Consider the following 22,642-nt stretch of genomic DNA (forward strand, 5'->3'; position numbering starts at 1 on the left):
CCGAGGCGTGAACGAGGCTGTGTCCGGAGGGGCTTGTGACGATCGAGCCGACCACCCTGGCGACGGGAACCGGACCGATCGCCGTCGAGCGCGGCGCCCTCCGCGACACCGTGCGGGCCCATCTCTCCCACGGCGGCGGCGTCCTCCTCACCGGCCCCGCGGGCATCGGCAGGACCACCGTCGTGTCCCAACTCGTCGCCGAAGCAGGCGAATACGGCCACCGGGTACTGCGCTGCGCACCGTCGTACGCCGAACGCGACAGCCCTTTCCTCGGCCTCATCGACCTGCTGACGGGCGTGGCCGACGACACCCTGACCAGGCTTGCCGCCCACGAAAGGGCGGTACTCGAACGAACCCTGCTGCGACGCTTCGGCCCACCGCCGGCCACCGGACCCGGCGACGGCGCCGGTCCGGCCACCGAGCGAGAGGCACTCGTCCTGCGGATCGCCGTCCGCAAGGTGCTCGCGCTGCTCGCCGACGCGGGACCCCTCCTGTTGGTCATCGACGACGCGCAGTGGCTGGACCGGCCGACCGCCGAGGTGCTCAACTATCTTGCCCGGCGGGCCGATCCAGGTGTGTCGGTACTGGCCGCCCTGCGTACAGGGCTCATCCCCGCACCCCTTGCACACCGTTCGGACGGCTGCGACAGCGCACTCGGTCTTTGCCCGCCTCCGGTCCGCAGGATCGCGGTCCCGCCCATGACCGCGCACGAGCTCGCCGAGCTGCTTGAACGGCACGATCACCCCGGCTGGCCGCGCCCGCTGATCACACGCCTGCACCAGACGAGCGGCGGCACGCCCGCCACGGCCCTCGAACTGAGCGCGGCCCTCGACGAACACGTCCGCCTCAAGGGTGCCGAGTTGCCCGGACCCGACGACCCGCTCCCCGTCCCGGACTCCCTGAGCCGCCCCGTCCTGGACCGACTCGGCGCGGTGACCGCGAGCGCCCGGGACACCTTGGTGATGGCGGGTGCGTCCGGACGGCCCACCGTGGAGCTGCTGCGGCGCGCGGGCCGGCCGAACGCCGCCGCCGATCTGGACCTCTGCGTACGGCACGGTCTGATCCGCGCCCTGACGGAGTCGGACAACGGAGCCGTCAGGTTCCTCGACCCGCTCACCCCGATGGTGCTGCGGGCCGAGACCCCGTACGAGCACCTCGTGGAGGCGCACCGGGCGTTGGCCGACGCCTGCGACGACACGGTCGAACGCGCCCACCACATGGCCCGGTTGACGGCGGGCCCCGATCCCGCCGTGGCGACCCGGCTCGCCGCCGCGGCCTCGGCGGCCCGCCGCAGAGGCGCCCCGGGGACGGCGGCCAGGCTCGGACGTCTGGCCGCCGAGTACACACCCGCCGGGCAGGCGTACATCGACATCGACCGCAGGCTCACCGCGGCCGAGGACGGCATCGAGGCCGGAGACCTGGACTTCGCGCGACGGCTCGCGCACGAGGTGCTCGGCGACGCCGAGCGGCCGGCCGACCGGGTGCGCGCCTGGAACGTGGTCATCGACTCCTGCGGTCAGGCGATGGCCGAGATAGCGGACGTCTTCCCGGAGGCGGTACGCGACGCCGCGGGCGACCCCGAGCTGCTGGCCCAGCTGCACTACCGGATGAGCTGGCGCGCCTGGATGGTGGGCGGTTCAGCGGCGCGCGCCCACGGCCACGCGGTCCGCGCGGCCGGACTCGCGGCGCGCACCGGCGACCGCAGGACCGAGCTGATGGCACTGACCCAACAGGCGGCCCTGGAGCTCTTCCTGGGCCTGCCGGAGGCCGAGACGACACTGACCGCCGCTCTCGCCGCGCCCCACGACGTACACGCGATGACCCATCACAACGGGCCCGTCTACCTCAAGTACCGGTTCCACCTGGTGCGCGACGAACTGGACGAGGCGCGAGCCGAGTTGCGCACCCTCGTCTACCGACTGCGGCAGCGGGGTTCGGCCGACAGCCTGAGCCAGTGCCTCATCGGCCTCGCCCAGGTGGAGATCCAGCGCGGACGGTGCCGGCCGGCCCTGACCATCGCCCGCCAGAGCCTGCGCATCGTGGAGGAGGCGGGGCTGAGCCAGGGTCCCGCCTGGTACGCGCTCTCGCTCGCCGAGACGGCAGGGGGCAGCCTGCGCCGGGCGCTCACCGCGGCCGAGACGGCGAGGCGGCACAGCGAGGACGACGACGACCGGCTCTTCCTGCCGCGGGCCCTGCATGCCGAGGGAAGGATCAGACTGTTCGTCGGCCAGAGCGCCAGGGCCGTGGAACTCCTGCGCAGGGCAGGCGAGTTGGAGACGGCGCAGGGCCAGCGCGATCCGGCGACCCGACGGTGGCACGCCGATCTCGCGGAAGCCCTGGCCGCAACCGGCGCGCCGGACGAGGCGGCAGCGGTCATCGCCGTGGCCCGGCGCCAGGCCGAGCGCCTCGGCCGCCCCGGCGTCCTCGCCACGCTGGACCGGTCGAAGGCGGCGATCGATGCGAGCAGGGGCGAACTGAGCGTCGCCTCAAGGACGTTGGAGAGCGCCGCCACGCGTTTGCGGGCCACCGGCTATCCGCTGGAGGAGGCCCGCACCCGGGCGGCCCTGGGCCGGGTCCGGCGGCTGCTTCAGGACGAGACCGGTGCCCGCACCTCCTTCGCGAGCGCCCTGCGCATCTTCAGCAAGGCCGACGCCCGCCCCTGGATCGCACTGACCCGCACCGAACGCGACCGCGCCCAGGATGCCCCCGCCCCGCCGGCCGAAGCCGGCGCCTGGTCGGACCACCTCACCTCGACCGAACGCAGCGTCGTCGCCCGAGCGGCCCAGGGCGCCACCAACCGCGAGATCGCGGCGGGTCTCGTGGTCAGTGTCAAGACGGTGGAAGCGGCCCTCACCCGCGCCTATCGCAAACTGGGTGCCAAGTCGCGGGTGGAGGTCGCACGCATGGTGATGACGCATCGCACGGCGTAGGCGGCGTTCCGTCGAGGGGCCCTGCGCCCCAGCGGTTACGGCGCAGGCCAGGCGACCGAGGTCTCGACGGCCTCGTCGTAGTCGACGCCGTCGAGGCCCCAGCCGTACAGCTCGCGGATCTGCCCGATGAACCAGTCGGCCCCGGCCGCCGACCGGTCGAGCCCTGCCTGCGGGTCGGCCCACAGCTCACGGACCCGGTCCTGGACCCGCGGGTCGAGTTCCCAGCCGTCGAGCCGGACGCGGCCCGCCTCGTCCGTCACGAGGGGCTTGTTGCCGAGCAGTTGGTCCCACAGGTCCACGGCCTGCTGGTCGGTGGTCCGGAAGCCGTCGCCGAGGACCGTGCGCAGGAACGTGGTGTACAGGGCGATGGAGGGGATCGCGCTGGAGGCCTGGGTGACCGCCGCCCCGGCGACGACGGTCATCGCCCGGCCACGCCCGGCGAGGACGCCCGCGTTCAACTGCCCCGCGGTGCGCTCCAGATGCTCCTTGGCGGCGCCGATGGTGCCCTGCCGGTAGACGGGGGCGGTCAGTTCGGAGCCGATGTAGGTGAGCGCGACGGTGGTGAAGTCGTCGGCGAGCAAAGCGCGTTCGGCGAGGTGCCGCACCCACAGCTGCCAGTCCGCGCCGCCCATCACCTGCTCGGTGGCGTGCTTCTCCTGCGTCGTCGCCGCCTCCAGCCGGACGCTCGTCGCCTTCGGAGTGCCGTCGGAGAAGTCCAGGGCGGGCGACTCGTAGGGCGCGCCGAGCGGCTTGATCACCGAGTGGTGGACGGTGCCGGTCTCCGGGTCGGTACGCCGTGGCGCGGCGAGGCTGTAGATGAGGTGGTCGACCTTCCCGAACCGCCGCTCCACCAGGTCGAGGGCCTCGTCCTTGCCCTTGTCGGAGAACGCGTCGGTGTTGACGAAGACGAAGTCGCATCCGGCCTCGGTCGCCAGCCGGGCCGCCTGCGCGGTGCGGTACCAGCCCGCGGAGGCGGTACGCCGCTCGGTCTCGGCAGCCTCGTACGCGACCCCGACGCCTCGGATGCCGTGCTGCCGCAGACCGGTGAGCAGGGTCGCGAGTCCGTAGCCCGCGCTGTGGCCGAGGAGCAGCACGACGGGAGCGCTGCCGTCGGCACGCGGCGGGATGCGGTCCCACGTCCGGCCGACCGTCTCGGCGGCGCCCGCCGGATGCGAGTTGACGATCAGGAAGCCGCGCTGCTTCGGGTCTATGTGCCGCAGGCTCACGTCGGGTCCGTTCCGGTAGGAGGTGGGGTGACGGCGAACGTCGGCCGTGGCCTCGCCATCGAAGATCGTAAGCACGCCCGTCGCCGCCGATCGCACGGACGGGGTACGGAGAATCCGCCGGGCAGTTGTCGTGTCCGGCCTTGACGGACGTCCTGGGCGGCCTCGGAGCGGCGAGGGGCGCAGCGTAATCCCCGCGCGCGGACGAGGTGGCCGATCCGCTGATCCAGGGACGGTCGTGCGACGCGGTCGGCAGGATGGCCGCATGGAGCATGGGGACGCAGGACGGGGCGGCGCACGGCCGATGGTGGTGCGGGTTCCGGTGGAGCCGGTGGAGGCCGCGGTCGAGGCGGACGCCCTCGACGCCGTGGCCCGCACGGGGAATCTGGTCGTGCGGGGCCCGCTGTTCGGGGTGGCGGCGCAGGAGGAAGGCGACGAGCACGTGTGGCGGGTGATCGTCGCCGTGACGCTCGGCTGCCCGCAACAGGCGCGCGACAGCTTGAACTCACTGCTGTGGTTCCGCGCCAAGGACGGCGCCGCGGACAAGGTCGAGCGGCGCGCCCTGCTGGCCGCGGTCGCGAAGCTGGAGACCGAGCACGTCGATGAACTCTCCGCGGCCGGGACGCGGTACCGGATCGTGCGTGCCGAGGAATACGCCGCCGTGGGGGCCCTGGGCGAGATGGAGGGTCCGCGCCCCACCGATGCCGAGCCCCTGGTTCCGGACTGGTCCCGCGGAGCCAGGGGGCCGGCCGTCGACGAGGGTCTGATGCTGGACCCGTCGGCTCCGGTCACCCCCACGCAGATCGCGGAACGGCTCGCGCTGCGGGACCTGTGCTACTCAGGGGACCGGTTCCCCCGGGACGTGCTGGCCGATTCGCGCCGGGCCGTCACCACGCACCCGGACATCCTGCTGCTGCCCCCGACGTTCACGGTCGTGGAGCAGACGGCGAACGCCTGGGCACCGGTCAACGGTCCGCACGCGACCGCCCACGCGGCACGCCGGTCCCTCGACTTCTCGCTGACCTGGGCATGGCCGCGCATGAACGGCCTCATCCCGGTCGACGGCCCCATGGACGCGGACGCCCGTACCGAGACCGAGTCCTCGGGCGCCGGGACCGCCGGGCCTCTCGCCGCCTACGCGCGGGCCGCGGCCGCGCTGCGGGCCGGTCGCGTCAACCGGTTGGAGTTCCAGGGCACCGTCTACCAGATCGCCCGCACCCGTCGGCTGCTGCGGTGGGGCGGCGACGGGCCCGAGGGCCCGCGCCCGTCCGACGTCAACACGCAGGAGCCCACACGCCTCCACCCGTCGCTCGACGAGGACGGACGCGTCGTCTCCGACGATTGAGCACGGCGGCACGGCGGCAGAGAGGTACGGCCGCGTTCCGGTGCGAGTCCACGGGTCAACGGCCGCATTCCGGCGCGGGCGCCCGGCCGCACTCCGGCGCGGCCGCACTCCGGTACAGGTGCGGTCGAGTCGGCGCTCGTGCGCGGACAGCGTCTCGCGCCCAAATTCCCCTCGCATCAACGCTGTTGTGGGGCCGCGATCGTGCCGGGCAGCGCACACTCCCCCCTTCTTCGAACGCGTTCAAGCCACGGAACGCCGGACCGCGATATGGTCCGCGCATGTCAGACGCGTTGGCCACCGCCATCACCGCGGCGGCGGGCCTCGGCGGGGCACTCCTCGGTGCGGTCCTCCCCCAGCGGTTCAACGTGCGCGAGCGCGCCGCGGAAGCCGAACTCGCCGACCGCAGAAGGTCGTTCGAAGAGCGCCGCGAGGCGTACACGGCGATGAACCGCGCTTCGGAGCAGTTCCACACCCTGCTCAAGGATGCCCTGCACCGCATGCGCGACGGCGTCTACACCGACGAGGACCGCACGCGCCTGGAGGAGTCCCGCCGGGATTACCGCGACCGCTATGCCTCGGCGCAGATGATCGTCCCGCTGCGCATCCTGGAGGCTTCGCGCGAACTCAACAGAGTTCTCGCGGGCGTCGACGCCGCGGCCAAGCGCATAGACCGCGGGCTCGCGCGCGAGGGGGAGAGTGCCGAGGAGCTGATCGTCACGGTCAGGCAGGCCGAGCCCCGGCTCGTGACCATGCGGACGCTGATGCGGGCGGACCTCGGAATCCGGGACCGATGAGGTGAGCCCGCGGGTTTCGGGGCCGACGGCTCCCGGCGGCGGGCACGGCCCCCGTGGGTCCGGCCGGTGACAGCGGCTGCAAAATGCGGCGGGCGCCGGCCAACGATCCGGAGGGCGGTCCGCGGCCGGACCGGGACATGCGCTGTGCGCGAGGCCGGCGGAGGGACAGCGACGCCTCAGCGGAGGCTCGGGCCGGCTTCCAGGTACGCGGCGAGGTGGGCCAGCGAGGAGGCGATGCCCGCTTCGTGGGCGGCCCGGTCGATGCCGGGCGGGACATCGGTGGCGGTCACCATCACGTCGGTGCCTTCGCCACCGTCGACGAGGTCCCAGGTCAGCGTCATCGTGCCCGCGTACGCGGGGTCGTCCGCCTCGAACACGGCGCGCTGCACCACCCGTGCTCCGGGCACGAGCTCGGCGAACTCGACGTCGACGACATCCGTCGCGTCCGACGTCTTGCCGGGGCTTTCCGCGGGATCGAGATAGGTGAGCACCATCCGGAACCCGCCGCCGCTGTGCGGCTCCCAGCGCTCGATCCGCCCCCGCATGCCGTCCGGCGGCAGCCACGCCTCCAGGGCTTCGCGGTTCAGGAGGGCGCCGTAGACCGAGCTCGCGGTAGCCGCGATCGTCCGGCCGGCGCGGTCTTTCCGGCTCATGGCCCCGAGTCTAGACGCGGGGCCACCGCCGCGCGGCTCAGCCGGCCTGCCGCTCGGCCCCGGCCTTGACCCACTCGTCGACGGTGACGACATCGGCCTGCCGGGGGAAGACCTTCTCCGTGAGCACACGGTGCACCTCCGCGTCGCCGTCCAGGCAGCCGTCCGAGAGAACGGTCAGGCCGAAGTCCAGGTCGGCGGCCTGGCGCAGGGTGGAAAGGACCACACAGCTGGTGGCGATGCCCGCCAGCACGAGGTGGGTGGCACCGGCACCGCGCAGGACCATGTCGAGGTCGCTGCCCGCGAAGGCGCTGACCCGCTTCTTGGTGACGACCACGTCGCCGGGCTGCGGCGTGAGAGCGGGGTGGATGTCGGCACTGGCGTCGCCATCGACGAATGCCGCCGAACCGGCGACCGCGCCGAACGCCTTGTTGCGGGTGCTGACTTCGGGGTGCCCGGCCCGGAAGCCGATCACGACGTGGACCACCGGCGTCCCGGTCGCGCGGGCGGCGTCGATCGCCGTACCGATGCGGGTCAGGTAGTCGGCGGTGACGTTCTCGGGGAAGCGGTCCACGATGCCCCGTTGGATGTCCATCACGAGGAGGGCGCTGTTCGTCATGCGTACGGTCCTTTGCGTTTGGTGCGGTGAATGTCTGCCGGTGTGGGCGACTCGGCGGCGGAGCCGTTATTACGAGGGATGTCGGCGGCGGAGCCGTTACGACGAGGGGCGTCGGCCGCGCAGAAGGGAAGCGAGCGCGGCGACCAGGGACATGACGGTGGCCACGCCGAACACGGTGACGAGTCCGTCGTGGAAGGGGCCCGAGACCAGTTGGGGGAAGAAGCTGTGCCCGGTGAGGACCGCGACGTTGTGCGCGGGCAGGGTGTCCAACACCCCGCTGGGGGCGAGCAGATGACTGATCGGGTTGTTGCCGAGGAACGTGGCGAACAGCGTACTGACCGGCGGCAGCCCCGCCACCTGCGCGGCCGTGCCCGCGGGGACGCCCTGTGCCTGGAGGCCGCTGCTCAGCGCGTGCGGCAGCGAACCGGCGAGACCGACGATCATCAGGGAGAAGGAGAGCCCCATCGACAGGGCGGTGCCCGAGTTCTGGAACGTCGAACGCATCCCCGACGCCACGCCTCGCTGTTCCGGCGCGACACTGCCCATGATCGCGGAGGTGTTGGGTGCCGAGAACATTCCCTGACCCACCCCGCTGAGCAGCAGGAGCGCCGCGAACGTCGGATACGAGAAGTCGACCGGCAGGGCCAGCAGACCGAGGAAGGAGAGGGCGACCAGCACAAGGCCGCTGGTCGAGAAGAGGCGGGCCCCGAACCGGTCCGAGAGATAGCCCGAGACCGGCCCGGCTATCAGGAATCCCAGCGTCAGCGGCAACATGAAGATGCCCGCCCACAGTGGGGTGCGCTCGAAGTCGTAGCCGTGCAGGGGCAGCCAGATGCCCTGGAGCCAGATGATCAGCATGAACTGGAGGCCACCCCGGGCGATCGAGGTGAGCAGCGCCGCCAGGTTCCCCGCCGCGAAGGCCCGGTTGCGGAACAGGCTCAGGCGGAACATCGGCTCGGGTGTGCGCGTCTCGACCACGCAGAAGATCACCAGAAGCAGCACGCCCGTACTGAGTCCGCCGAGGACGAGGGGGTTGGTCCAGCCCGTCGAGTGGCCTCCGTACGGCTGGATACCGTAGGTGATCGACGCGAGGAGCGCGCCGGCGCCCGCCGTGAACGTCAGGTTCCCGGCCCAGTCGATCCGTCCCGGCCGGCGGCTGCCGGTCTCGCGCAGGCTGCGGTACGACCAGATGGTGCCGACGATGCCGATCGGCACGCTGACCCAGAACACCGCCCGCCAGTCCACCGTGGCGAGCAGGCCGCCGACGATCAGGCCGAGGAACTGGCCTGCCAGGGCGGTGATCTGGTTGACGCCGAGTGCCATGCCCCGCTGTCTCGTCGGGAAGGCATCGGTGAGGATGGCCGCCGAGTTCGCCGTCAGCATCGAGCCGCCGACCGCCTGCACGACCCGGAAGCCGATCAGCCACAGCGCTCCGCTGCCGCCCTTGAACGGATCGAGGGACAGCGCGAGCGAGGCGCAGGCGAACACGGCGAAGCCCATGTTGTACATGCGGACCCGGCCGAACATGTCACCGAGGCGCCCGAGCGAGACGACGAGTACGGCGGACACCAGCAGATAGCCGAGGATCATCCACAGCAGATAGCCGATGTTGCCCGGCGCCAGCGGATCGAGCCCGATGCCGCGGAAGATGGCGGGCAGGGAGATGATCACGATCGATCCGTCGATCGTGGCGATCAGCACGCCGAGGGTGGTGTTGGAGAGGGCGATCCACTTGTAACGGTCGTCCTGGTGGCGGTCCTCCCGCTCCAGATGAGGGGTGCCGCCGCCTTCGCCGGAAGCGCCCTTGCCGGAAGCGGTCGCACCGGAAGCGGTCTTGCCGGAAGCGGTCTTGCCGGACCGGGGGTCGTTGACGGTCACAGCCGCTCCGCGAGTCGTTCGATCAGCGACAGCGCCGTGACGAGTTCATGGCGCTCGGCGGGCGTGAACTCCGCTTCGATCGCGTTGGCTAGACCCTGTACGGATTCCGACCGCCGGTCCCGGATCACCGTGCGCCCCGCATCGGTCACCGTCATCACCACCCGGCGCCGGTCCGCGGGGTCCGGCTGCCGGCTGACCAGACCGCGCTGCTCCAGGGCGGCCAGGGTGGTGGCCATGGCCTGCGGCCGGACGCGCTCCAGTTCCGCGAGCGCTCCCGGCGAATCCGGCCCGTCCCGTTCCAGCCGGGCCAGCACGGACACCTCGGAGAGTGTCGTGTCGCCCACGGCATGCGCCTGGCGGAGCTTCCGGGCGATCCGGCCGACGGCCAGCTTGAGCGTCGCCGCGAGCTCAGCGGCGTCTTCCGCGGGAGGTATGACGTCTTCCATGAATAGTTACAATAGGCTTATCAACCCGTCGTAACAACAGGGGGTGCCCGAGGGCCCGGCCCGGTACCGGCCGACCTGGCCCGGTACCGTCGGCCGACCTCGCGGGATCAGGTGGCGATCGTGGTGACCGCCTCCACACCATAGGTGCGGGCGTAACCGTTCTCGGTGCCGACGAGGAGGTCGACGACCTCGAAGTAGCGGTCCCAGAACGGGGTTTCACGCAGGGCGTCGACCAGGAGCTGATAGGCGTGGTGGTCCTCCGCTTCCCACACCCAGACGTCCGTGACGCGTGCCGAGTAGAACTCCGTGTCGTAGAAGCGCGATCGGACGCCGGTGGTCTTGGCCTTGATGACGGGCAGGACCTGGGTGGTGAAGGCCGCCACGCGCTCCTCGACGGTCAGGGCGAGCCACTCGGGCGTGGTCTTGACGAGCATGAACGCCGTGACCGGCGGCGTGGTTCCGGATTCCTCAGCGGGCATCGGGGTGCCTCCAAAGGGCCGTGCTGGATGGATGGTTGGGCGGAGTGCCTGGCGGCCCGCGCCCGGGGACGGCCTGCGGCCCTCAGGCGAGGACGGCGGGCTTGAGGGTCTCGGCGCACCACTGCTCGAAGGTGGTGGGCGACGCGGTGGCCGGGGTGCGGGCCACGCCTGCGTCGAGGCCCTCGTCCTTGGCCCGCTTCATGTCGGCGATGCCCTGGACGAAAGCGTCGTTGAGGCCGTATCCGATGAGGGTGGTGTACAGCTCGTCGAGCGGCTGGCGCTCGTAGCGGACCGGGCGGCCGAGCTGCTCGGTCATGATGCGGGCCAGGTCGTTGGGGGACAGGTCCTGCGGCCCTAGGACCGGGACACTGTCGACGCCGCGCCACGAACGGTCGAGGAGCAGCTTCGCGGCGGCCGCCGCGATGTCGGCCACGGCCACGAGCGGGGCCCTGCGGTCGGCGTCGACGTTGTCGGTGAAGACCCCCTTGTCGCGGATCGACTCCGCCTCCTCCAGGAGGTTCTCGAAGAAGGACGGGTTGGCCAGGGCCCGGTAGGCGACCCCGCTGTCGGCGATGAGGTCGTCCATGGCCAGGGAGGCGGTGACCAGGCCCGCCCGGTCGGCGAGCGGGGTGCCACGGCCGAGCGCGGAGACGCCGACGACGTGGCCGACGCGGTGGGTGGCGAGCGCCTTCGCGGCGGGGAGGGTGAACCCGCTGTAGCCGTCGCTCGGCGAGAGCGAGGAGTCCGGCGGGACCAGCCAGAAGACGGCGTCCGCACCCTCGAAGGCACGGTCGACGACGTCGGCGTCGCCGTGCGAGCCGGGGACCACCTCGACGCGTCCGCGCACCTCGTCCGACAGCCGGGCGGGATCGCGCACGATCACGCGCAGCTCCTCGCCGGACGCGGGTGCGGACTCCAGGAGTCGAGTGAGCAGGTGGCGGCCGATGTTCCCGGTGGGAGCGGTAATGACGATCATGAAAACCTCGTAGGTCGTGCCGTTCGGTACGTCCTCATCCTGCGGAGGTCAGCGGTGTTGCCACAATGGGAACTTCGGCATTGAATCATTGCCTGGAATGGAATTATGCAGGTGAACAGCCCGAACACGCCGCAGCCCGGGTGGGGCTCGGGCGCCTTCGACGGGCCACCGGGAGCCCTAGGTGAGGGTGATCCTCAGCTCGTACCGACGTCCGGTGCTGATCGCCTCCGCCTGCTCGTACAGATCCGCCGGGGTGAACCCGAGCAGCGCCCGGTCGGCGGCGGTGCGCAGGAGCGGCACGATCCGCCTGGGCGGCTCACCGAGATGGGTGGCGGCCAGGTCGGCGAAGGCCTGCTGGTACGAGGCCCCGTGGCGGGACGACCCGTGGGCGGCCGAACCGTCCGTGAGGAGCCGCGGCAGCGCCTTCGTGTCGATGCTGATGTTGCCCATGCCCACTCCCTCGCCCGTGGCCCCGGCCGTTCCGGTCCCAGGCATCCGACGCTAGACGGAGCCACTGACAACGCGGTCGCCCCTCGGTCGAGGACGGCTCGGGCCCGCGCCGCGGCGCCCGCCCCAAGCGCACGGCTATTCAAATGCCTCGCGTCGGGCGCCTGCGCCCCTCTTCCACAGGGAATTCACAGAAGGCGCTGGAGACAAATGACGCGGCGCCCTCTGCCGGAATTCCGGCAGAGGGCGCCGCGCCGTTTTTTACGACTTCTTCAGTGGCGGCTCGGGAAACTTTTGCGCGAGCCCGCCGGCATTAACGGTGACAGACCTTGTGGGCCTTGTGCCAGGTCTTGGTCCAGTACCCCGGGTGGACCTTGCCGTGCCGGTCGCGCGTGGGCTTGTGCCACGTCTTCGTCCAGTAGCCCTTGACCACGTGGCACTTCTGCTTGCCACCGTGGGCCGCTGCCGCGACCGTGTGCTGCGGGGCCGCCTCCACTGCCCCGACCGAGGAGAAAGCCACCCCCGCGGTGAGCGCGGCAGTGGCCGCCCCGAGCGCGATCACACGCTTGACGCCTTGAATCATGACGCCGCCTTTCTGTTTTGTACACCGTCCGTCGAGCTGGACAACGACAGTTTTATCACCGACGCCCGGACGGAATACATGTCTCACTCGGGCGCGCGGGAGCATTAAGCAGTTGCGAGTTAAACCATGCGCGCCCCCGCGCCCTCCGGAAAAGCGACTCACTCTTTCACGTTTACTTCGACGCCCTGTCCAATTCCGGAGCGACTCCAGGGCGGCGGCGGCGCGACCCGTACGAGCGTCAGCGCCGCGCCCCCGCCGGCGTCGTTCAGCGTCGGCGGCTCCCCGCCCACCCGCTGCCGATGCCCGCCACGTGCAGGGCCAGCAGGGCCAGGCCGATCAGCATGACGTTGGTGGATGTGAACACGTGGTTGGTCGATATGTCCGCCGCGTTGATCAGAAACGCGATCACGAACAGAACCGCCGCACCTATGGCCAGCATGGCATCTCCCCTATCCGGTTGGTGCCCGCCGGGTACCCCGCCTCACCAGCCAGAACCCCGCCCCGCTCCAAGGAACTTGAGGTCCTTGGAGCGGGGCGGGGCCGCGCCGGAGTCAGTCCGAGCAGACGGTGCCGACGGCGGGCAGCGCCCGGGTCGTCAGGTAGCGGTTGGTGGCGTCCCGGACGCACCGCGAGGACAGGAACATGCTGTAGTCGTCGCCCTCATGGGCGAGCACGACGCTGCCGGGCAGCTGGGCGGCCATCGCCGCGCCCGCCGCGAACGGGGCCAGTGCCTGCCGCGTGGACTGGAGGACCAGCGCGCCCGGAGTGTCTTTGATCGTGGGCCCGGCCTCGACGGGCTCGGCCGGGAGAGGCCAGCCCAGGCATCCGACGATGGCCTTGTAGGAGCGTACGGCGCCACCGAGGTGCGGGGACACGGCTGCCAACTCCTTCTGAAGTTGGGCGAGTTGTGCAGGCGTGTGGATCGGGCGGGGGTTGTCCAGGCAGGCCGGCACCTGCACCTGGACCGGGTCGAGCGTGTCGTCCGGGTCGTGGAGGAAGCCGGTCGCGTCGCCGGCCCGTGCCTCGGCGATGGCCTGTGCCAGCTCCGGCCGGTGGAGGGTGAGGGTGAGGAAGTCCTGGGTGGCCTCGCGGATGTCCTCACCCGTCAGCGGCCGATGGCCCACGCTTTTGGTCGGGACCGGGTCGCGGTCCGCCCCGGCGACGAGCGCGTCGTACGCCGCCCCGACGTCCTGGCCGTGCAGGGCGCAGTCCTTCGACGTGGCGCACCATGCGGCGAAACGGTTGAACGCCGTCTCGGCGGCGGCCGCCTCCTGCCTGACCCGGGTGAGGGGCGAGCCCGTGTCGTCCAGGGCGGTGTCGAGCACCATGGTGCGCAGACGGCCCGGGTAGAGCTGGGCGTAGGTGCGTCCGAGCAGCGTGCTGTAGTGGATGCCGTACCAGTTGAGCCGCTGGTCCCCGAGCCCCTTGCGCACCGCCTCGAAGTCCCGTGCGGTGCTGGTGAGATCGAGGTGACCGACAAGGGCTCCGTTGCGACGGACGCAGTCCTCGGCGAAGGCCCGGTTGTGGGCGGCGAGCGCGTCGTAGGCGGCCCGGTCCCGGGGGAAATGGGTGACCCCGGCGGGCTTGGCCGGCTCGCCGCACACGACCGGAGTGCTGTGTCCGACCCCGCGCGGATCCACCGCGAGGAGGTCGAACTTCTGGGTCATGTCACCGGCGAACTGCGGCATCTTGATGTGCATCGCCAGACGGAGCTGCTCGATCGAGGAGCCTCCCGCGCCGTCGTTGAGCAGCACGGTGCCCTGGCGGTGTGCCTGATCGTCGGCGGGGCGCCGGACCATGTTCAGGTCGAGACTGCCCGCGCCCGGGTGGGACCAGTCCACCGGGACCTCGATGGATCCGCACTGCATGCCCTTGAAGTCCGCGTCGGCGCAGGCGTGCCAGTCGATGCCGTGGGTGGTGACCGTGCGACCGTCGTCCTGGTTCTGTGCGATCGCCGGTACGGCGAGGGCGGCCACGAAGGTGGCGAGACAGGCGGCGACGAGGCCGGCGTACTTGTGGTTTCTTGTCATGTCGACGTTCCTTGATCGGCCGCCTCGGCCGGTGCGAGGGCACGAGGCGTGGTTCGGGGCTTCCAACTGCGCTTATGGAGTGGCTATGTGACGAATAATCAGAACTGCGTGGCGTCCAAGGCACTGTCGGGGATCCAGGACCCGTGGATTCCGGCGGGCACCCGCCGGGGCAGATGGACGGTGGCGATCCGTTCGAGGCCCGAGGCGTCGAGGACGAGGAGCTGCGAGGCGTCCTGCTTCAGGTCGGAGACGACCGTCAGGAGATAGCCCTCGTCCTCGCCGGTGCCTCCGGCGGCGGGGACGAAGACGGCCTCGCCGGGCAGCCGCGCGTCGCCGACCTGATGGATGCGGCGGGCGCCCGTGGTGCGGTCGTACTTGACGATCCCGTATCCGCCGAACCCCTTCTCGTCGGGGAAGGAGATGGCGTACTGGTAGCGGTTCTCGGCGCCGAGGTAGTCCTCGTTCAGCGTCGGGAACTCCACCGCGAGGTCGTCGATGATCTGCTCGTCGACGCTTGCGTCCACGAGGTCGATCACCCAACGGCGGGTGTAGGAACGGGCGTTGGGCTCACTGCCGCGTCCCGGCGCGCCGACCCACCAGTTCCAGGAGAGCTCGAACCCCGCGCGGTCCACGGTGGGGCCCTCCAGGACGATGCGGCCCTGGCCGTCCTCGTACGCGTTGGAGACGTGCAGCATGTTGCCCGGCTCGATGGTGAACCAGCGCACGTGCCGGGCCCCGTCGGTGCCGCGCGGCAGGACACCGATGCGGGCGGGCTGGCGGTCGCTCCAGGAGTACGGGATGCCGGAGTGCTCCGCCGGGTCGAAGGTGACGTTGCCCTCGATGAAGACGACGTGGCGACGGGTGAGGGCGAAGTCGTGCTTGAGCGAGGCGGTGGCTCCGGGCACCTCGCCGCTGTGCACGATCGCGCCCTTGGCATCGGCGACGTAGTACATGAGATACGGCGGGAACGGCGAGGAGCCGAAGAAGTGGAGCTCACCGGACAGCGAATCCTCCTTGGGGTGCGCGGTCATCGCACCGCGCAGCTTGCCGTCGAAGTCGTGGGCGCCGACGGTGCCGAGGTCCGGGGTGAGTTCGAAGGGGAGGTTGGCCTCGCACAGCGCCAGCAACCGTCCGCCGTGCTCGATGACATGGGTGCCGGCCGTGCTCGCGGCCAGGTCGGGGCCCCGGTCGGTCATGTACGGGGCACCTTCGAGGGCTGGGGTGTGCACCCAGCGGTTGCGGTACCACTCGGCGCGGCCTTCGCGCAGCCGGATGCCGTGCACCATGCCGCTGCCCTTGAACCAGTGGGTCGGGGTGACGCCGGGCTTGGGGTTGTGGCCGTTCCGCAGCAGCCGGCCGGTCAGCTCGGGTGGCAGGGTGCCCTCGACGGTGAGACCGGTGGCGGTGATCTCGTCGGCGACGGGGGTGTAGTGGCCGGTCAGGTAGGGCTTGCTGGTCATGTCAGGTCCTTTGCGTGAGGTGGTGTGGTCGGTGCGGTTCGCGTCGTGGGACGTCGCGCCGAGGAAGGACGTCGTGCGTCGCGGGAGGCCGTGTCGGGAAGGTCGACGTGTGAGGGGTGTGTCGTGCGGTGTGCTCGGTGGTTTGGGCTTCGCGGGCCGAACGGTTCGTCAGACGACGGACGACCCGTCGGTCGCCCGGTCCTGCCACGGCTCGGCCGGTCCCGGGGCTTCGACCGGCCGCGGCGCGGGCCGGGTTCGGCGAGTGAGGAGCAGTGCGAGGAGTGCGGTGGCGACCAGCACCGCGGCCGAGACGAGGAAGGCCGTGCGGTACCCGGAGGTGAGCGCCTCCGGGGCAGGCTGGTGCGCGTGCGCAGTGACCGACCCGGCCAGGGTCGCCAGGGCGGCGAGCCCGATCGCGCCGCCGACCTGGCGGGTGGTGTTGACCAGGCCGCCGGCCAAGCCCGCGTCCCGCTGCGGCACGCCGTCCACGGCCAGCGCGGTGAGCTGGACGAAGGCGACGCTGAGCCCCAGGCCGACCAGGAGGCTCGGGCCTAGGAGGTCGGCGGCGTAGCTTCCGTGGGCGCTGATCCTGCCCAGCCACAGCAGCCCGGCGGCTTCCGTGAGCAGGGCCCCGGTCACGGTCGCGGGGACACCGAGACGCCGGGAGATGCCGGGGCGAGTGCGGCGCCGAGCATACTGGCGCAGGCGAGCGGGAGTTGGCCAAGGCCAGTGGCCAACGGGCCCGATCCGAGGGCCTGTTGCTGATACAGCGGCAGGAAGAAGAACAGTGCGATCCACACGGAACCGAGGAGCGCCATCAGCAGGTTGCCCGCGGCCACCCGGCCGGTCGCCAGCAGCCCCGGCGGGATCAGCGCGTACGGCCGCCGGTGTTCGATGACGGCGAAGGCCATCAGCAACAGGGCGGCGGCACCGAGAGCGCCGAGGATTCGCGTATCGGCCCAGCCGGTACCGCGTGCGCCGGTCAGGCCCCAGACCAGGCAGGTCAGGGCGAGAGTGACCGTGACGGTTCCCAGCAGGTCGAACCGCCCGGGCTCCGGCCGGGCCGCGTCGGGCACCAGGGTCAGCACGGCGACCAGGACGAAGATCGCCCCGAGCGCCACCGAGTGGAAGATCCACGGCCAGCCTCCGGCCTGCGTGAGCAGGCCGCCCAGCAGGACACCGCCCGCTCCCCCGGCCCCGGACACCGCGCCCCACACCCCAAGTGCCTTGCCCCGCCCGGCATGTGACGGGTACTGGGACATCGCCAGGGCGAGCGCGGCCGGTGCGACGGCCGCGGCGGCGAGCCCCTGGGTGGCGCGGGCGGCGATGAGCAGGGCCGGGCCGGTGGCGAGGCCCGCCGCCACCGAGCCCGCCACGAACAGGCCGAGCCCGGCGACGAGGACCGGGCGGCGGCCGAGGAGGTCGGCCGCCCGCCCGCCGGCCAGGAGCAGTGCCCCGAACGCCAGGCCGTAGGCGTTGACCACCCAGGTGGTCCCGGTGTCCGAAAGGCCCACCCCGGCGCGGATCTCCGGCAGCGCCACGTTCACGACCGAGGTGGCGAGCATGACGGTGAACTGCGCGGCGGCCAGTGCCGCGAGCGCTGCTCCGGGCCGGGGGGCCCGGGGCACTCTCCGCTCCGTCTGTGTGCGTGCTTCCTTCATGACGCACACCTTCGTGCCGGGCGCTGTCCACTTTCCAGGCCGGACGGGCGCGGGGACTGTCCACTCCTGTCCGCTCCTGTCCACGCGGCGTTCCGGACGGCCAAGCACACACATCGGGCGACTTGCGCATGGAGCGTCAACTCACGTGTGTGCCTTGACCGTTGTCAGTGCGGCCTCTGCAACTCCCGCTCCCACAGATCTGCGCAGAGCAGGTCCAGGCCCTGGCGCAAGTGGCGGCGGTAGGTGCCGTACGGGAGACCCAGGCGGCGGGCGGCGGCCTCCTGGGTGGGCGCACCGGAGAAGTAGCCCGCGGTCAGTGCGTCGCGGGCGCGCACTCCGCGGGGGTCACGTGCGAGCTCGTCGACGGCGGCGCACAACAGCGTGCGCAACTCCTCGACGGGCTCGGCGAAGTCCGCGGCGATGCGGGTGCGCAGCAGAGCGCAGGCGGCGAAGGCCCCGGTGTCGCGCCAGTGGGGCAGGGCTTCCCGTACGGCCTGGTCGAACGAGGCGCGCGAGAAGCCCGAGGGCCCGGACGGGCCGGGCACCTTGGTCGAGGTGATCAGGTGCCGCATCCAGGCCTCGACCGACACCTGCCGCCAGTCGTTGCAGAAGAGCCCGTACGTGTGGCCGCCGACCCGGGGCCGTGCCCCGGTGTCGTGCATGATGCCCTTGAGGCGGTCCGACCAGGCGTCGGCGTCCTGGTAGACGACGAAGCCGTGGGCCCGGCCGCGGGCGCGCGCGGCCTCTCCCTGGGCACGGGAGTTGCTCAGGTCGATGACGCGTGAGGGCATCTGATAGCGCTCGGGACAGATCGAGAACCGGGTCATGGCGATGTGCTCGCCGGGGCGCACGGGTGCGGTGGCCGCGGTGTACTCCCAGGCGGCCGCGACGACGGGGTCCGCGGCGAGGTCCGCGGGGTCGGGCGGCGCCGGCAGGACGAGGCGTCCCGTGAAGGCGACGGTCTCGCCGGTGCTCACCGACCGGAAGACGCCGAAGCCCCGCGGTTGGCGCTCCAGCCAGTAGCGCACCAGGTCCACGGAGGCGCGGCCCTCGGTCTCTTCGGCCATGCGCAGCACGGCCTCGATGTCGCCTGGTTGCAGGGGGCGTTCGTGCACCTCCTCCTCCGCGGTCCAGATGCCGCGCCGGGCGGGGGTCCCCATCTCCCGGAAGAGGTAGAAGAGTTCGTCGGGGACGACACTGATGCGTTCCTCGGTCCCCTCGCGCAGTATGCGCAGGTACTCCTCGGCCAGCCGTCGGCGCACGTCCGTGAAGGCGTTGGGGGCCCGCCAGCGCAGATCGCCCGCGAGGGTCTCGCGCGCGGCGTCGTGCGGGTACAGGCCCCGGGGAGTGGCCTCCATGAAGGGCAGTTCCCGCAGCCAGCCGAAGAGGAGATGGGTGTCCTCGTCGGGCAGGATCGCGCCGAGCAGCTCCTCCGACGTGGAGTGCGCCTGGGCCACCACCTCAAGGGCGCGCCGGTGGGCCGCCGTCGGAACGTCCCCGATCAGCCCGGCCAGCAAGGTGCGCAGGATGTCGGCGGAGGGGGCCCAGGCCTCCTCGCCGGTCCCGCCCGACGATCCCACGGCCGCCGCGAGCGAGAGGGCCAGGGGGTTGCCTCCGGCGAAGTGGAGCATGCGCTCATGCAGTTCGGGCCGGATCTGCGCGGCTTCCAGGAGGCTGCGGGCCTGCGCATCGGAGAAAGGACCGATCTCACGGACGTACAGGAGTCCGGCCCAGGCCGGGTCGGCGGTCCACTGCAGCTGTGGCGCCTGCCGGCCCGCGAGGACCACCAGGGTGTCCTCGGCGGCGCGGGGCAGGAACCGGTGCCACAGCCAGCTCTCCAGCCACTGGCAGTGCTCGAAGGAGTCGACGAACAGCACCGTGCCGGGGACGTCGAGGAGCGGACCCGCCGCGCGCTCGAAGTCGGCCGGATCCCGACTCACGAAGCGACCGTCCACTTCGAGCAGCGTTCGGCCAGCCGCACGCGCCTGGTCCGCCAGACAGCGTACGAGCGTCGACTTCCCTATGCCGCCCGGCCCGTACACATAGAACGCGAACGGCGCATCGGGGTCTCCCGTCAACGCCCGCCCGAAGCAGGCGAGTTCCTCCTCGCGGCCGATGAAGGCCCGCTCGCGCGCCCTGCTCAGTCTCTCTCCTACGGACGCCACGGCGCCTCCCCTCTCCCGGGGCACGGCGCCGGACACCCCGTGGTCCGGGGCCCCTTGGGCAGCGCGGCGCCGAAGGGGGTACGGAACACGGACGGTGGGGCTCCGACTCGGCATGCCCCAAGTCACAGCAAATGGCGGCCATTTCTGGCCACAGGTCGAGCCGATCCTATGCAGCTCGGGTTCGAGGTTCCACGACGGCGGGTCATTGGGCGCTGGCCGCCGGGCGGACGACGATCTCGTTGACGTCGACCTCCGGGGGCTGGGCCAGCGCGTAGGCGATGGCGTCCGCGATGGCCGAGGCGGGCAGCGCCACCGCACGGTAGGCCTTCATCGCCGCGCGGGCGGCGGGGTCGGAGATGTGGTCGGCGAGTTCGGACTCGGTCACGCCCGGCGAGACGAGGGTGACCCTGATGTTCCCGGTGGACTCCTGGCGCAGCCCCTCGGAGATCGCCCTGACGGCGAACTTGGTGGCGCAGTAGACGGCGGCGGTGGGCGAGACCTCGTACGCACCGACGGAGGCGACGGTCACGAAGTGCCCGCCGCCTCGGGCCCTCATGCCGGGCAGGGCGGCGGCGATGCCGTGCAGGACCCCGCGCACATTCACGTCGATCATGCGGTCCCACTCCTCGGTCCTGAGTTCCGCCAGGGGCGAGAGCGGCATCACTCCGGCGTTGCTGACCAACGCGTCCAGCCGGCCGAAGCGTTCCTCGGCGGCATGCACGAAGGCGCGTACATCGGCGGCGTCCGTGACGTCCAGCCGCTGGAACTGTGCGGTACCGCCCGCGGTGTTGAGCTCTCTGGTCAGTGCGTCGAGGCGGTCGGTGCGGCGGGCTCCGAGGAGCAGCCGGTGACCGTCGGCCGCGAGGCGCCGGGCGGTCGCCTCGCCGATCCCGCTGCTGGCGCCGGTGATGGCCACGACCTTGGTGGGCTCGGTGGTGGTGGGCTCGGTCATGCGGTTCTCCCTCTCGGCGCGGGGCGGGGTGCTCGTGCTGGAGCACCCCGTCGCGGATGTCGCCCGTCGCGGTGAACCCGTGGTGGTGCCTGGAGACGGATTCGGGACCGGCTTGTCCGGCCGAGTCTCGTCAGGTGCGGGGCGGCCCACCAGGACGGACGCTGCCTGGGTACGTCGCACCCGGGGAGGCCTGGATCAGTCCTGGCCCGGGGCCGCGGACGCCCTCGCTGCCGGAGCCCGACACGGCAGGCGCGTGTCCCCACACCGCCGCCTATGATGAGCCGATGCGCCGATGCGAGCCGTTGCCGTACTGGAACACCAACGTCGCCCGGCACCCCACCGTCCTCCGCGCGGTGCCCGAGGGATGCGGCGCGGCGCTGGACGTGGGCTGCGGGGACGGGCTGCTTGCCCGCAGGCTCGCCGGGCGGGCGAAGGCGGTCACGGGAATCGACAAGTCGCCCGAGATGATCGCCCGCGCCCGTCAACTGGCCACCGCCCGCGGCGATCTCACGTTCGTCGAGGGCGACTTCCTCACCGCCGACCTCCCCACTGGGGGCTTCGACTTCATCTGCTCGGTCACCACGGTCCACCACATGGACTTCGAGGCCGCCCTGCTCCGCATGCGTGAACTCCTGCGCCCTGGCGGCAAGTTGGTGGTGGTCGGCCTCGCGCGCGAGGCGAGCGCGACGGAATGGGCGACGATGATCGCGACGGCCCCGGTCGTACGCGTCACGAAGCTGCTGCGTCACGCGCGGACTCCGCAGGGCATGCCCATCGCCGCCGCGGAGATGAGCTACGGCCAGGTGCGGGAGGCGGCCCGGCGGCTGCTGCCCGGCATGCGGTACCGCCGGCACGTGCTGCGCCGGTACTCACTGACCTGGCACAGGCCCGGCGAAGGCGTGGCTTAGCTTGTACGTCTCAGCTGGTCCGCGCGGCGTGCGCGGCACCGCGTGTCGATCGGAGCCCATCGTGAAGGCAGTGCGTTTCAGTCGGTTCGGCGGTCCCGAGGTGCTCGAACTCGTGGACCTCCCCGATCCGCAGCCGGGCCCCGGTGAAGTCCGGATCGCGGTGCGCGCCGCCGGGGTCAACGCGAGCGACTGGAAGAAGCGCCAAGGGCAGATGGACCCGGAGCTTCCGCAGACCCTGGGCTACGAGGCGGCTGGTGTCGTCGACGTGCTCGGCGAGGGTGTTGCGGACGTGGCCCTGGGCGATCGCGTGTTCGGCTTCGCGGGGGACGGTGCGGCGCAGGCCGAACTCGCGGTGCTGTCCTTCTACGCGCCGATCCCCCGGACGCTGGACTTCCCCGCCGCTGCCGCGCTGCCCGCCGCCATCGAGACGGCCACGCGCGCGCTCGACCGGCTCGGCGTCGCGAGCGGCGGCACACTGCTCGTCAGTGGCGCCTCCGGGGCCATCGGCAGCGCGGCGGTCCAGTTCGCCGTGGCGCGCGGTGCACGGGTGATCGGCACCGCGAGTGCGGCGAACCACGCGTATCTGCGCTCGCTGGGAGCCGAGCCCGTCACCTATGGCGAGGGCCTGGTCGAGCGGGTCAGGGGACTGGCGCCCGAGGGCGTCGACCTCGCCCTCGACGTGGCCGGGAGCGGCGTCCTGCCCGACCTCGTCGAGCTCGCGGGCCGGCCGGAGCGCGTCGTGACGATCGCCGACTTCGAGGGGGCGCGGAAGTACGGCGTCGTGTTCAGCCGGGGCGACTCCGGCCGCGCGCTCCATGTGCTCGACGAGATCGGCGGCCTGATCGAGTCCGGGCGCTTCACGCCTCCGGTGGTGCGGACCTACCCGCTCGCCGAGGTTGCGGAGGCACAGCGCGCCGGTGAGGACGGGCGCGTACGCGGGAAGATCGTGCTGGTGGCCGGCTCCGGCACATGACGGCGCCCGGTCGGCACGAGGACGCCGCCGGGGCGTTGTCCCGCCCCGGCGGCGTGCTCGTCCCCCAAGGAAGGGGACGGGTCGCGGCCGGGGCGGGGCAACGCGGTTGACGGCTGATTCCGC

General features: G+C 71.9%; 21 protein-coding genes. 5 read left to right on the forward strand and 16 right to left on the reverse strand.

Annotated elements, in window-relative coordinates:
• Positions 1–35: 35 nt before the first annotated feature.
• The gene (locus IE267_RS12610; RefSeq protein WP_229861064.1) at positions 36–2,930 is read left to right on the forward strand and encodes an AAA family ATPase; all 2,895 of its coding nucleotides are present in this window, start codon (positions 36–38) and stop codon (positions 2,928–2,930) included.
• 35 nt (positions 2,931–2,965) lie between these two features.
• On the opposite strand, the gene IE267_RS12615 is transcribed toward IE267_RS12610, so the two are convergent.
• Positions 2,966–4,156 (reverse strand): enoyl-[acyl-carrier-protein] reductase FabV, encoded by a 1,191-nt coding sequence (locus IE267_RS12615; RefSeq protein ID WP_189763246.1) that lies wholly within the window; start codon positions 4,154–4,156, stop codon positions 2,966–2,968.
• A gap of 262 nt (positions 4,157–4,418) precedes the next feature.
• Here IE267_RS12615 and IE267_RS12620 point away from each other — a divergent pair, with 262 nt between their 5' ends.
• Both IE267_RS12620 and IE267_RS12625 read left to right on the forward strand, forming a co-directional pair.
• Positions 4,419–5,498, forward strand: a complete 1,080-nt coding sequence (locus IE267_RS12620; RefSeq protein WP_189763247.1) for a DUF5954 family protein — start codon at positions 4,419–4,421, stop codon at positions 5,496–5,498.
• Positions 5,499–5,776: 278 nt separating this feature from the next.
• Positions 5,777–6,292, forward strand: coding sequence for a hypothetical protein (locus IE267_RS12625; protein WP_167162026.1), 516 nt, complete (start codon positions 5,777–5,779; stop codon positions 6,290–6,292).
• Between the two features lie 176 nt (positions 6,293–6,468).
• Here IE267_RS12625 and IE267_RS12630 read toward each other — a convergent pair whose 3' ends face one another.
• From IE267_RS12630 to IE267_RS12695, 15 genes are all read right to left on the reverse strand, one after another.
• Positions 6,469–6,945, reverse strand: a complete 477-nt coding sequence (locus IE267_RS12630; protein ID WP_189763248.1) for an SRPBCC family protein — start codon at positions 6,943–6,945, stop codon at positions 6,469–6,471.
• A 37-nt stretch (positions 6,946–6,982) separates the two neighbouring features.
• Positions 6,983–7,561 carry a cysteine hydrolase family protein gene (locus IE267_RS12635; RefSeq protein WP_189763249.1) on the reverse strand — a complete coding sequence of 193 codons (579 nt, stop codon included), beginning with the start codon at positions 7,559–7,561 and terminating at the stop codon, positions 6,983–6,985.
• Between the two features lie 96 nt (positions 7,562–7,657).
• Complete coding sequence (locus IE267_RS12640) at positions 7,658–9,331, reverse strand: MFS transporter (RefSeq protein ID WP_373304548.1); 1,674 nt, start codon at positions 9,329–9,331, stop codon at positions 7,658–7,660.
• A gap of 104 nt (positions 9,332–9,435) precedes the next feature.
• A complete protein-coding gene (locus IE267_RS12645) occupies positions 9,436–9,885 on the reverse strand; it encodes a MarR family winged helix-turn-helix transcriptional regulator (RefSeq protein WP_189763250.1) in 450 nt (149 codons plus the stop codon).
• Positions 9,886–9,992: 107 nt separating this feature from the next.
• Entirely contained in the window at positions 9,993–10,364 is a 372-nt protein-coding gene (locus IE267_RS12650; RefSeq protein ID WP_189763251.1) for a darcynin family protein, read from the reverse strand.
• An 82-nt stretch (positions 10,365–10,446) separates the two neighbouring features.
• A complete protein-coding gene (locus IE267_RS12655) occupies positions 10,447–11,340 on the reverse strand; it encodes an NAD(P)H-binding protein (protein WP_189763252.1) in 894 nt (297 codons plus the stop codon).
• 177 nt (positions 11,341–11,517) lie between these two features.
• Positions 11,518–11,790, reverse strand: a complete 273-nt coding sequence (locus IE267_RS12660) for a hypothetical protein (protein WP_189763253.1) — start codon at positions 11,788–11,790, stop codon at positions 11,518–11,520.
• Between the two features lie 310 nt (positions 11,791–12,100).
• A complete protein-coding gene (locus IE267_RS12665) occupies positions 12,101–12,370 on the reverse strand; it encodes a hypothetical protein (RefSeq protein WP_189763254.1) in 270 nt (89 codons plus the stop codon).
• 265 nt (positions 12,371–12,635) lie between these two features.
• Positions 12,636–12,809 (reverse strand): hypothetical protein, encoded by a 174-nt coding sequence (locus IE267_RS12670; RefSeq protein ID WP_167162040.1) that lies wholly within the window; start codon positions 12,807–12,809, stop codon positions 12,636–12,638.
• A gap of 112 nt (positions 12,810–12,921) precedes the next feature.
• Positions 12,922–14,400 carry an alpha/beta fold hydrolase gene (locus tag IE267_RS12675; protein WP_189763255.1) on the reverse strand — a complete coding sequence of 493 codons (1,479 nt, stop codon included), beginning with the start codon at positions 14,398–14,400 and terminating at the stop codon, positions 12,922–12,924.
• Between the two features lie 98 nt (positions 14,401–14,498).
• Complete coding sequence (locus IE267_RS12680; protein ID WP_189763256.1) at positions 14,499–15,860, reverse strand: carotenoid oxygenase family protein; 1,362 nt, start codon at positions 15,858–15,860, stop codon at positions 14,499–14,501.
• A 168-nt stretch (positions 15,861–16,028) separates the two neighbouring features.
• Positions 16,029–16,499 carry an MFS transporter gene (locus IE267_RS39595; RefSeq protein ID WP_229861065.1) on the reverse strand — a complete coding sequence of 157 codons (471 nt, stop codon included), beginning with the start codon at positions 16,497–16,499 and terminating at the stop codon, positions 16,029–16,031.
• Positions 16,496–17,521, reverse strand: coding sequence for an MFS transporter (locus tag IE267_RS12685; protein ID WP_229861067.1), 1,026 nt, complete (start codon positions 17,519–17,521; stop codon positions 16,496–16,498). Before IE267_RS12685 ends, IE267_RS39595 begins: the two co-directional genes overlap by 4 nt.
• Positions 17,522–17,685: 164 nt before the next feature.
• Positions 17,686–19,686 (reverse strand): AAA family ATPase, encoded by a 2,001-nt coding sequence (locus tag IE267_RS12690; RefSeq protein ID WP_229861069.1) that lies wholly within the window; start codon positions 19,684–19,686, stop codon positions 17,686–17,688.
• Positions 19,687–19,888: 202 nt separating this feature from the next.
• Positions 19,889–20,638: an SDR family oxidoreductase gene (locus IE267_RS12695; RefSeq protein WP_189763258.1), complete on the reverse strand. Its 750-nt coding sequence runs from the start codon at positions 20,636–20,638 to the stop codon at positions 19,889–19,891.
• Between the two features lie 284 nt (positions 20,639–20,922).
• Here IE267_RS12695 and IE267_RS12700 point away from each other — a divergent pair, with 284 nt between their 5' ends.
• Both IE267_RS12700 and IE267_RS12705 read left to right on the forward strand, forming a co-directional pair.
• On the forward strand, positions 20,923–21,546 hold the full coding sequence (locus IE267_RS12700) for a class I SAM-dependent methyltransferase (protein ID WP_189763259.1): 624 nt from the start codon (positions 20,923–20,925) through the stop codon (positions 21,544–21,546).
• A 61-nt stretch (positions 21,547–21,607) separates the two neighbouring features.
• Entirely contained in the window at positions 21,608–22,519 is a 912-nt protein-coding gene (locus tag IE267_RS12705; RefSeq protein WP_189763260.1) for an NADP-dependent oxidoreductase, read from the forward strand.
• The last annotated feature ends 123 nt before the right edge of the window (positions 22,520–22,642 follow it).

Origin of the sequence: Streptomyces xanthochromogenes (assembly GCF_014650455.1) — a bacterium.
GTDB lineage: Bacteria > Actinomycetota > Actinomycetes > Streptomycetales > Streptomycetaceae > Streptomyces > Streptomyces xanthochromogenes.

What these genes read in the sequence shown, in the direction of transcription:
- IE267_RS12655 (WP_189763252.1), bottom strand. Translation starts at nt 11,340, where the DNA reads ATGATCGTCATTACCGCTCCCACCGGGAACATCGGCCGCCACCTGCTC.
- IE267_RS12625 (WP_167162026.1), top strand. Translation starts at nt 5,777, where the DNA reads ATGTCAGACGCGTTGGCCACCGCCATCACCGCGGCGGCGGGCCTCGGC.
- IE267_RS12665 (WP_189763254.1), bottom strand. Translation starts at nt 12,370, where the DNA reads ATGATTCAAGGCGTCAAGCGTGTGATCGCGCTCGGGGCGGCCACTGCC.
- IE267_RS12670 (WP_167162040.1), bottom strand. Translation starts at nt 12,809, where the DNA reads ATGCTGGCCATAGGTGCGGCGGTTCTGTTCGTGATCGCGTTTCTGATC.
- IE267_RS12635 (WP_189763249.1), bottom strand. Translation starts at nt 7,561, where the DNA reads ATGACGAACAGCGCCCTCCTCGTGATGGACATCCAACGGGGCATCGTG.
- IE267_RS12650 (WP_189763251.1), bottom strand. Translation starts at nt 10,364, where the DNA reads ATGCCCGCTGAGGAATCCGGAACCACGCCGCCGGTCACGGCGTTCATG.
- IE267_RS12630 (WP_189763248.1), bottom strand. Translation starts at nt 6,945, where the DNA reads ATGAGCCGGAAAGACCGCGCCGGCCGGACGATCGCGGCTACCGCGAGC.
- IE267_RS12660 (WP_189763253.1), bottom strand. Translation starts at nt 11,790, where the DNA reads ATGGGCAACATCAGCATCGACACGAAGGCGCTGCCGCGGCTCCTCACG.
- IE267_RS12620 (WP_189763247.1), top strand. Translation starts at nt 4,419, where the DNA reads ATGGAGCATGGGGACGCAGGACGGGGCGGCGCACGGCCGATGGTGGTG.
- IE267_RS12680 (WP_189763256.1), bottom strand. Translation starts at nt 15,860, where the DNA reads ATGACCAGCAAGCCCTACCTGACCGGCCACTACACCCCCGTCGCCGAC.
- IE267_RS12685 (WP_229861067.1), bottom strand. Translation starts at nt 17,521, where the DNA reads ATGAAGGAAGCACGCACACAGACGGAGCGGAGAGTGCCCCGGGCCCCC.
- IE267_RS12695 (WP_189763258.1), bottom strand. Translation starts at nt 20,638, where the DNA reads ATGACCGAGCCCACCACCACCGAGCCCACCAAGGTCGTGGCCATCACC.
- IE267_RS12645 (WP_189763250.1), bottom strand. Translation starts at nt 9,885, where the DNA reads ATGGAAGACGTCATACCTCCCGCGGAAGACGCCGCTGAGCTCGCGGCG.
- IE267_RS12675 (WP_189763255.1), bottom strand. Translation starts at nt 14,400, where the DNA reads ATGACAAGAAACCACAAGTACGCCGGCCTCGTCGCCGCCTGTCTCGCC.
- IE267_RS12700 (WP_189763259.1), top strand. Translation starts at nt 20,923, where the DNA reads ATGCGCCGATGCGAGCCGTTGCCGTACTGGAACACCAACGTCGCCCGG.